General features: G+C 35.0%; 4 protein-coding genes, 2 rRNA genes and 1 pseudogene. 1 reads left to right on the forward strand and 6 read right to left on the reverse strand.

What is annotated here, in order from left to right:
- Positions 1-130 (forward strand): annotated as a pseudogene (locus tag AC2D8I_RS15545) (IS110 family transposase); the annotation flags it as partial.
- Between the two features lie 51 nt (positions 131-181).
- Here the strand turns inward: AC2D8I_RS15545 and AC2D8I_RS15550 are convergent.
- From AC2D8I_RS15550 to AC2D8I_RS15575, 6 genes are all read right to left on the reverse strand, one after another.
- Positions 182-1,972: a UvrD-helicase domain-containing protein gene (locus tag AC2D8I_RS15550; protein WP_484706984.1), complete on the reverse strand. Its 1,791-nt coding sequence runs from the start codon at positions 1,970-1,972 to the stop codon at positions 182-184.
- Positions 1,973-1,974: 2 nt separating this feature from the next.
- A complete protein-coding gene (locus AC2D8I_RS15555; protein WP_484706985.1) occupies positions 1,975-4,008 on the reverse strand; it encodes an ATP-dependent nuclease in 2,034 nt (677 codons plus the stop codon).
- 85 nt (positions 4,009-4,093) lie between these two features.
- Positions 4,094-4,561 (reverse strand): hypothetical protein, encoded by a 468-nt coding sequence (locus tag AC2D8I_RS15560; RefSeq protein WP_484706986.1) that lies wholly within the window; start codon positions 4,559-4,561, stop codon positions 4,094-4,096.
- A gap of 358 nt (positions 4,562-4,919) precedes the next feature.
- Complete coding sequence (locus tag AC2D8I_RS15565) at positions 4,920-5,246, reverse strand: hypothetical protein (RefSeq protein ID WP_484706987.1); 327 nt, start codon at positions 5,244-5,246, stop codon at positions 4,920-4,922.
- Between the two features lie 340 nt (positions 5,247-5,586).
- A 5S ribosomal RNA gene (rrf, locus tag AC2D8I_RS15570) occupies positions 5,587-5,694 on the reverse strand.
- A gap of 119 nt (positions 5,695-5,813) precedes the next feature.
- A 23S ribosomal RNA gene (locus AC2D8I_RS15575) occupies positions 5,814-8,065 on the reverse strand; the annotation flags it as partial.

Consider the following 8,065-nt stretch of genomic DNA (forward strand, 5'->3'; position numbering starts at 1 on the left):
AGCCAAAGGAAAGAGTAAAAAACTAGCCTTAATAGCAGTGTGTAATAAACTTTTAAAACAGGCCTTCGCAATTGCTAAATCAGGATTAATATATGATGAGACTTATAGAAGTACGTTAGTGAAAAATTAATGAGTTTTTACTTGTTTTTATCCACAGTTCTTTGTTAGGTTTTCGTGCTTATTACATAGTTGTTACATTTTCAACGCTAAACCATTCAGTTATTTTATTCATTGCTAAATCTCCCATTTGGGAAAGAGCTAGTACAACTAAATTTTCTCTTGCCCTTGAACACGAAACATAAAACAGGTTTTTAGTTCTTAATTTTCTATGTTCCTTATCATCAGTGTCATCAAAGAATTTTTCAAAATTATACATAGAAGCCCAACTTGTGTCATCAATTACAACTAAAACATTTCTATACTCTTCACCTTTCGTTCCATGCTTAGTTGAATATGATGTTTGTTCTTGGATATGTTTAAAGACAGATATCACCTCACTATATTTTGTTTCCATCAATGAGGTATAAAATAAATAATTCTTTTCAGCTTTTTTTCTTTCATCTTCTTCTGAAATTGTTGAAGCATCTATTTTTACTTTTTCAAGAAATTGTTGTAAGCTTCTTGAAGGAATTGATAATTGGTTTTCAATGCAGAAGTCAAATACATTTTGAACTGTTCCAGTATCTCTCAAACTAATTAATGTAGTTAATTTGTCTTCTATTTCTTTTTTGTCTGAGTGCCTAGAAAGCGAACTAAATTTACCATGTCTCTTTAAGTATTTTATTACGTTATTATAATCTTTGTTTTTCCAAAAAGAAACTAAATGTTCAATTCCTGTCTCACGTTCTCTCGATGTTTTTTTGTCTTTAGAGCCTAGGAAGTAAGAAGCAAAATGATTATCTCTATTTAGTAATTCAGCTTTTGGGTCATAAAAACGCTTATTAAATGTTTTATATAGACTCCCAAAACCTGCTCTATCTGCTACTTTGCTATTTGCAATGATTAAAACTTTATCGTTGCCATTTTCTGAAAAATTCCACCCATTACTTTCTAAATCACTAATTACATTTTCGTAATCCGAATCTTTTTTTGGTGAAATTCTTTCTCGATAAGCTTTGACTTTTTCTCCCTTAACTTTTGTTTCGTTTGTACAGTTAATAAACTGAACGCTTCCAATTACTGATTCTTTACCTTCAGGTATTTTTTGAACGATATTATCTCTAATGTTATTTAAGAGGCTAACTACACTTTTTGAAGAACGATAATTATCTTCTTTTGTAACAAATTCAACTTTAGAAGAATCTATAAAGAACTTTAATGAGCCTATACCTTCATCATAAATGTTTTGATAAGAATCACCATAAAAACCTAAAAGTAATTTCGTCTTATTTCTTTCTAATAAATAATTAATTAGAGCTTGAACAGTTTCAGTAGCGGTATCTTGATATTCATCAATGAAAATGTAAGGATATTTTTGTCCTAAAATTTGAGTTAAAGATTTATAGTTTTCGAACATTTGAAGAGATAGTGTAATTACATCATCATGATGTAAACTTCCTTGTTCAAAATTCCTAAAACCTCTATCGTCATATGTAACTTCTGAAATTCTGTCTTTTAATCCTGTGACAAATTTTTCAGGTTTTTCAATTAACATTGCCTCATTCAATAAATCCAATTCAATAATCAATTGCTTATTGTACCTTTTAATACAATCCCATAAAAATTCGTGAATTGTAGAAACAAGAACTAAGGGATTGTTTTCAAGTCTCTCAATGATTTCATTTTTAGCAACATTTGTATATGTAATACAAACAATCTTTTGATTATTTAACTTAATACTTTCACCTCTTGTTTCTAGAACATAGTTTAATGTCTGAATTAATGTGTAGGTTTTACCAGATCCAGCTCCAGCTTCTAGGACAAAACTTTTGTTTGTCTCTATGTGTTGAATTATTTGTTCAATAGCTGTCATATCTAATCATTTTTAGCTAACCAAATCAGACCTTCATTTATATAATCTGGAACTTTCCATTCTCCATATTTTTCTTCATCAAAAGACATAATATCAAATGTGAAATTTGTTTTCACTTTTGAACTTGATGGAGTTGGAATTTCATTTTTCAATGAATGTGATTTTAGAAAAGAGAAACGATTTTTTACAATAATTTTGGATTCATCATCTTTTGTAAATTCAGATAGTAACAATGTTTTATTGGCATTAATAAATGATTCCTCAAAGCTTCTACCAATAAAACCATTTTCATCAGTTTGATAACATACTCTAATGTTATCTTGTATTTTATCAACATCAGTACAGCTCACTAAGTCTTTTATAGTTGTTTTTTTAGGTAACCATTGGATTAATGTTTCATTAGTAGTGATTTTATTATCACTAATAGGATTAACTTGACAAGCTCCATCTTCATCACTCGAATCAATATCGGTAATGATTAATGTCTTTACATTGATGAATTCTAAAATTTCCTTAAATGAATGAGCGTAGGCTCCACCAACTTCTAGAATAGATACATACTCATTGCATAGTGAGGATGCAGATTTATTAATCATTTGAGGTAAAAGCATGCGTTCAGTAGTTCCTTCTACTAGAATTACTTTATCAGCAAAAAATAAATCTGATTTATGAAGGGTTAAATATTGTCTTAAAAATCTAAATGTTCGCTTATCATTTTTAATTTTTAAATTGTTAAAATCTTGATTTGTTATTTCAAATCCACTTTCTGTTTTTAACCGATTAAAATACCTAATTCTATTAAACCCTCTATCCGTATCAATTCCTGATTCAGATAATATGTGAGAAGAATGTGTCGTGATAATTACTTGAATTTGTAGGTCTGTTTCTTTTTTTGCGTCTTTTAGAACTTCAGTAACTTGATTTATGAACACTTGTTGCATTTGAGGGTGCATGTGAGCCTCAGGTTCTTCGATTAGAACAACAAGAAAATTAGACAATTTTTCTTCTTTTGAGTTTTTGAATTTTTCAATAAAACTAGCAAGCTCAAGAATCATATATATTAGATTGCTATAACCAAGGCCATTATAACTTTCAGGTAGATTAATCTCATCTTGTTTGTAGAGATAGTGAATGTTGTTTCTTATAACCTTTTCAGAATCAAATCTTGAATCTATTGTTATTGGTGGTATTACAATAGGAGTTTTAGCACCAAAACTTTCAAGCTTCAACATTATGTTTTCAAGAACCTTAGCGTATTTCTCTTTTAATTCTTCCGAAACTTCGTCTAATTTATCTTCTAATGCTTTTACATCTTGATTAGTTGTCTTATCTCGATGATTGTAGTAATTTGAAAAACCTAGAGTCAATGAATTATTTGAATCGCTTTTAACGTCATCTAATATCCTCATTGCTTTTATGCTCTCAAAGAGAACAACTTTTTGAATTTTTGAAATAAAACTATCCTCTATTCTTCTGCAATAGTCAGATTCCTTATCAATAGCATAACAAACAGTTTCATATAAATGATTAACATTTTTGTGCAGGTATTCTATTAATTCTAAAGATTTATCCTCTCTGTTATCAAAAGATTGAAAAACTCTTAATGTACTTTTAGGTTCGTATGAGATGCAAATAGTGGCATCATTTCTTGAATCTTCTAAATCGGTAATAAACTCACTTAATTCAATGAGTGGTTCATTTAGTTTTTTGTCATATTCTATTTCAAATTTGATTTTAATTTTAGGGACTTCAGAGATGAGTTGCTTTTCAAGTTCATCTTTACTTTCCTCTGAAATTTCTTTATCAAGTGTTTCTAGGTACTTTTGATAAGCAGTTTTGAAAACTGAGTATGAGCTTTGAGAAAAATCTTCAAAGATGAATTTGCCATCATTTGAAGTAGCAATTTTAATAGCTTCAAAAAATGAAGTTTTTCCAGTATTGTTTTTTCCAACTATGAGGGTTATATCATTTTCGAGTTCACAATTGATATTTTCAAGTAATCTGAAATTCTCAACTTCAATTTTCTTTATTCTCATTTAGTTATTGATTTGGTGTTCTGTTTTTTCTGCATGAAACCTAACGTTTAGTGTAAAATGCGTTTTAATGCATTTTTACACAGTGTTATGCAATTTTATTTCTTAATTCTTGTTCATCAATTCCTTTTTTTTGATTGAATGATAATGTGAATTTTGGCATCTTATTGACCAGATTCGAGTTAATTCCTAACTCAGACACATTCACCAATTTTTCGGGTTTAGAGATTAAATCATAGATTCCTGTTTTGATTGTTCTGTGTACATCTCGATAATCAAATCCAATAAATCCCTGCTGAGAATACTCTAACCAATCGTCATACCTTCCTTTTTCTTTTGTTATCAATTGAGCTTTAAATCGAAAAGGCAAATTTTCAATTTCAGTCAATAATTCAATGTATTCGATTCGAGAAGATTTAACCGATTCAGGAATATATCCTCGATTAAACGTTGAGAATGCTCCTAAATTTCCGTTTTGGTCTATTCCAAACCAATCGAATTCTGCATCTCCAACTCCTGGGACTATCATGTTGCTCCAAACATCTTCGCTAATCATTTTGTCTTATGTTCAATTTTGCATAACGTTTTGGCTAAGCTGCGTTTTAATGCAGTTTAGGTTTTGTTGTACTTAGTTTTTAATTACTCTAATATTCATCAATTAATTCTTAAAATTTCTTTATAAAATTTCGGTCTTGTTCTTTAGTTACATTAGCATTGTAATTTTCCCATTTATGCTCTTTAATGTTTAATCCAATATGGCATTTGGCTTACTAACTGTCCACTCAAAACATTCAAGTTTATTTGTAACCCAATCCGTAAATTCAGAGAAAACACTAAAATTCTATTTAATTTTATATTCTCAAATAGTACAAAAATAACTCATTAGAGACGTATATGTCTTTCTATCCATTTTTTTACTTTTTATCAATTAAATTCAAAACTAATTCTTTACTCAGATCTCCTAAATTTAGGTCATCGCCGTTTTGTTCAGGTGAGTAGCCTTTTGATAGTCCAAAAAGGATGGTTCTTTTAACTAATTCAGGTTCAATAATGAATGGATTATCATACATACAAGATTTTTCTCCATTTATACTATGCTTGAAATTTGCGAATAGTTTTTGCCCATTATAATCTTCAGAAATAATTGAGAGCATAACACCGTAAAAATCACCTTTTACCATCCATCTATATCTGTGGTTATCAACTATAATTCTTCGGGACTTTTTTTTAGGGAAAGCCATTTTTTTAAAATTAAGTACAACTATTGTATAAGTGCAACTCACTTGCACTTATATTCCTTATGCAATATAGTTTATTTTAATACATATAATGATAGGCAAAAGGAGATTATTAAGCTGTGCTAGGCATTACGATTGGGGTTTCCCCTAAGAAAGTAGATTTAATAGCCGTTTATAAACATTTGTAGTCGTTTATAAACGTTTAAAAACAGCTAAATATTGCTGCTTAATGAATAAGTTATTTGCAGAACTATTTATAATCGTTTATAAATAGGCTGTTATACTTGTATTAAAAATAAGGCATAAAAAAAATCCTCAACATATAAATGTTGAGGATTTCTAAAAAAGGCGACGACCTACTCTCCCACGATTGTAGTACCATCGGCGCTAATGGGCTTAACTGCTCTGTTCGGAATGGTAAGAGGTGAGCCCCATCGCTATAATCACCTTAAATCTTGCGGTCTGTGCTGTTTCTTGTATTAACTGCTAACCGTATGTTATAACATATTGAAAAAAAATAAATGAATCTGTATGGTAATAATAATTATTGAACTTTTAAAAAAACAGGCGTACAATAAGCCTATGGGTTATTAGTACTACTTGGCTATGACATTACTGCCTTTACACCTATAGCCTATCAACGTGGTAATCTCCCACGACCCTTTAAAGAAATCTCATCTTGTGGTGGGTTTCGCGCTTATATGCTTTCAGCGCTTATCCCTTCCCAACGTAGCTACTCTGCAATGCTCCTGGCGGAACAACAGATACACCAGAGGTTAGTCCAACTCGGTCCTCTCGTACTAGAGTCAGATCCACTCAAATTTCTAACGCCCACTGTAGATAGAGACCGAACTGTCTCACGACGTTCTGAACCCAGCTCGCGTGCCACTTTAATGGGCGAACAGCCCAACCCTTGGGACCTTCTCCAGCCCCAGGATGTGACGAGCCGACATCGAGGTGCCAAACCCCCCCGTCGATGTGAGCTCTTGGGGGAGATCAGCCTGTTATCCCCGGCGTACCTTTTATCCTTTGAGCGATGGCCCTTCCATGCGGAACCACCGGATCACTATGCTCTACTTTCGTACCTGATCGACTTGTAGGTCTCTCAGTCAAGCTCCCTTATGCCATTGCACTCTACGCACGGTTACCAAGCGTGCTGAGGGAACCTTTAGAAGCCTCCGTTACTCTTTTGGAGGCGACCACCCCAGTCAAACTACCCACCAAGCACTGTCCTTTCTTTTGAAAGTTAGACTCTAGATAAGCAAAGGGTGGTATTTCAACAATGACTCCACAACGCCTAGCGACGCCGCTTCAAAGTCTCCCACCTATCCTACACATTACTTATCCAAAACCAATACTAAGCTATAGTAAAGGTGCACGGGGTCTTTTCGTCCCACAGCGGGTAATCGGCATCTTCACCGATACTACAATTTCACCGAGCTCATGGCTGAGACAGTGTCCAGATCGTTGCACCATTCGTGCAGGTCGGAACTTACCCGACAAGGAATTTCGCTACCTTAGGACCGTTATAGTTACGGCCGCCGTTTACTGGGGCTTCATTTGATTGCTTCGCCGAAGCTAACAACTCCACTTAACCTTCCAGCACCGGGCAGGTGTCAGGCCATATACGTCATCTTTCAATTTAGCATAGCCCTGTGTTTTTGATAAACAGTCGCCTGGACCTTTTCACTGCGGCCCATCTTTTGATGGGCGACCCTTCTCCCGAAGTTACGGGTCGATTTTGCCTAGTTCCTTAGCCATGAATCTCTCGAGCTCCTTAGAATTCTCATCCCAACTACCTGTGTCGGTTTAGGGTACGGGCTGCTTCACTCGCTTTTCTTGGAAGTCGATTTGCTAGATTATCACCGCAGCCGTAGCCTTAGTGTACTATCGGGACATTACTGTTCCCTTCAACGCACAATTCCGTCTGTGCGCACTAACTTTTCGCCTCCGTCACTTTTAGTGTGAGCAGGTACAGGAATATTAACCTGTTGGCCATCCACTACCCCTTTCGGGTTCGCGTTAGGTCCCGACTAACCCTCAGCTGATTAGCATAGCTGAGGAAACCTTAGTCTTTCGGAGTGCGGGTTTCTCGCCCGCATTATCGTTACTTATGCCTACATTTTCTTTTGTAGCTTCTCCAGCAAAGCTCACGCTTCACCTTCGACGACACTACAATGCTCCCCTACCACTTTTTCAAGTCCATAGCTTCGGTAGTATGTTTATGCCCGATTATTATCCATGCCGAACCGCTCGACTAGTGAGCTGTTACGCACTCTTTAAATGAATGGCTGCTTCCAAGCCAACATCCTAGCTGTCTAAGCAGTTCAACCTCGTTTTTTCAACTTAACATACATTTGGGGACCTTAGCTGATGGTCTGGGTTCTTTCCCTCTCGGACATGGACCTTAGCACCCATGCCCTCACTGCTGATTATCATTTTATAGCATTCGGAGTTTGTCAGGAATTGGTAGGCGGTGAAGCCCCCGCATCCAATCAGTAGCTCTACCTCTATAAAACTATAAATCAACGCTGCACCTAAATGCATTTCGGGGAGTACGAGCTATTTCCGAGTTTGATTGGCCTTTCACCCCTACCCACAGGTCATCCGAAGACTTTTCAACGTCAACCGGTTCGGTCCTCCACTGTATGTTACTACAGCTTCAACCTGCCCATGGGTAGATCACACGGTTTCGCGTCTACCACTACTAACTATGGCGCCCTATTCAGACTCGCTTTCGCTACGGATCCGGACCTGAAGCCCTTAACCTTGCTAGCAACGGTAACTCGTAGGCTCATTATGCAAAAGGCACGCCGTCACCC

The sequence above is a fragment of the Lacinutrix sp. YIN62 genome, from assembly GCF_057219185.1.

Coding starts and splice junctions, on each gene's coding strand:
- AC2D8I_RS15550 (WP_484706984.1), bottom strand. CDS start 1,972: ATGACAGCTATTGAACAAATAATTCAACACATAGAGACAAACAAAAGT.
- AC2D8I_RS15555 (WP_484706985.1), bottom strand. CDS start 4,008: ATGAGAATAAAGAAAATTGAAGTTGAGAATTTCAGATTACTTGAAAAT.
- AC2D8I_RS15560 (WP_484706986.1), bottom strand. CDS start 4,561: ATGATTAGCGAAGATGTTTGGAGCAACATGATAGTCCCAGGAGTTGGA.
- AC2D8I_RS15565 (WP_484706987.1), bottom strand. CDS start 5,246: ATGGCTTTCCCTAAAAAAAAGTCCCGAAGAATTATAGTTGATAACCAC.